Origin of the sequence: Sandaracinobacter sp., assembly GCF_041909755.1 — a bacterium.
In the GTDB taxonomy this organism is placed as follows: Bacteria; Pseudomonadota; Alphaproteobacteria; order Sphingomonadales; family Sphingomonadaceae; genus Sandaracinobacteroides.
This window is the reverse complement of the sequence record NZ_JAYRCW010000074.1, coordinates 11,386-13,078: the sequence shown is the minus strand read 5'-3', so window position 1 is coordinate 13,078 and position 1,693 is coordinate 11,386. Positions and strand designations below refer to the sequence as shown.

Genomic DNA, 1,693 nt, shown 5'->3' with positions numbered 1-1,693 from the left:
CGCCGCCACGCCCGAGGGATAGAGCATGGTGCCGGCCGCGCCGGGTTCGAGGCCGGTCAGCGCCTCGCGCAGGGCCCAGGTGGTGGGGGTGCCCTTGCGGCCATAGAAGAGCGTCTCGTCCTGCGCGAGATTGGCTGCATCCATGTCGGCGATGCTGGGATAGAGGATTGTGGACGCGCGCCAGACGGGCGGGTTCACGATCCCGCCCGTGCCTTCGCGATTCTGCGTCCATTCCGGCCGCCGCCCGGCGGCCGAGGCCCAGGTTTCGGGCTTGTCCGGCCCGCTCAAGCGCCCGTAACGATTCTATTTGTGCAGTCGCTCACGCGCCCGTCACGTTTCGATTTGTGCAGTCGCTCACGCGCCCGTCACGACCGGCGTATCGGCCTGCGCGCCCCATTCCGCCCAGCTGCCGTCGTACAGCGCCGGGGTCTTGGCGCCCAGCACGGTGGCGGCCAGCACGATGCTGGCGGCGGTGATGCCCGAACCGCAGGTGGCGATCAGCGGCTTTTCCGGATCGACGCCGGCGGTGGCAAAGGCGGCCTTCAGCCCTGCGGCGTCCTTCAGCGTGCCGTCGGCGTTGTAGAGGCTGGTGTGCGGCAGGCTCTTCGCGCCGGGCATGTGGCCGGGGCGGACGCCCGGTCGCGCTTCCGGCTCGCTGCCGGCGAAACGGGCGGCGGAGCGGGCATCGACGACCTGCGCCGCGCCGGACTTCAGATTTTCGCGCATGGCATCCAGATCGCGGACGCCGGAGAAATCGGCCCACACGGTGAAATGGCGGTGGCGCACGACCGGCTTGCCGCTTTCCAGCGCGCCGCCGGCGGCCTTCCAGGCATCCAGCCCGCCATCGAGCACGGCCACCTGATGGGCGCCGAACACATGGAACATCCACCAGGCGCGGGCGGCGGACTTCAGGGGCGAATTGTCATAGACGATGATGCGCGAGCCATCACCCAGGCCCATCGCCTGCGCGCGGGAGGCGAATTTTTCCGGCTTCGGCAGCATGAAGGGCAGGCCCGACGACGCGTCGGCCACTTCCTCCAGATCCAGGAAGACAGCGCCGGGAATATGCGCGGCCTCGAACTCGGCGCGGGCGTTGCGGCCATGTTCCGGCAGGAACAGGCTTGCATCGACGACGCGCACGTCGCTCTTTTCCAGTTCGCCCTTCAGCCACTCGGCGCTGACAATCGCGTCCATTCAGTCCCCCAAGATCCCCATGGGCCAATGTTGCCCGGCCGGGCCTGCCGGTCGGGATGTTCCGCGCCTTTACCGGCCCCCGATGGCCGCGACAAGCCGCACGAAGGGCGGCACGGGGGGGCGGCACGGGGGGCGGCCTCAACTTGCGGCGCGAACGGCCGTGAAGGGCCGGTGATGGATGCAACCGCCACAAAGGAAAAGGCCAAGGGCCTGCCGAACCCCTGGGCCGCGCGGCGGCTGGGCGCGGCCCACGGATTCCCGGCCGCGCCGTCTGCGGGGGGCGGGCTGGCCCCCGCCGGAATCGAACGGCGCCTGCCGAACCGGGCGGAAGCGCTGTGGATGCGCCTGCGCGGCGGCGACCGGGGGATGCCGCCGGCAGCGGCTGCCGAAGCGTTGCTGGCGCCGCCCTTCGCGGCGCAGGCGCTGCTGGTGGAGCTGCCCGATGGCGGCGAGGCCTGTGTGACCCGCGCGGGCGCGGATCTTGTGGACAGGGGGTGTG

The 1,693-nt window shown here is 71.1% G+C and carries 3 protein-coding genes; 1 reads left to right on the top strand and 2 read right to left on the bottom strand.

The window, feature by feature from the left end:
* Positions 1-288: PLP-dependent transferase (locus ACE3O8_RS10250; RefSeq protein ID WP_374389411.1), on the bottom strand; the 288-nt coding region annotated here is incomplete at its 3' end.
* 66 nt (positions 289-354) lie between these two features.
* On the bottom strand, positions 355-1,194 hold the full coding sequence (gene sseA / locus ACE3O8_RS10245; protein WP_374389409.1) for a 3-mercaptopyruvate sulfurtransferase: 840 nt from the start codon (positions 1,192-1,194) through the stop codon (positions 355-357).
* A 174-nt stretch (positions 1,195-1,368) separates the two neighbouring features.
* Here sseA and ACE3O8_RS10240 point away from each other — a divergent pair.
* Positions 1,369-1,693 (top strand): hypothetical protein (locus ACE3O8_RS10240; RefSeq protein ID WP_374389408.1); only part of this gene is annotated, 325 nt, incomplete at its 3' end.

What these genes read in the sequence shown, in the direction of transcription:
- sseA (WP_374389409.1), bottom strand. Translation starts at nt 1,194, where the DNA reads ATGGACGCGATTGTCAGCGCCGAGTGGCTGAAGGGCGAACTGGAAAAG.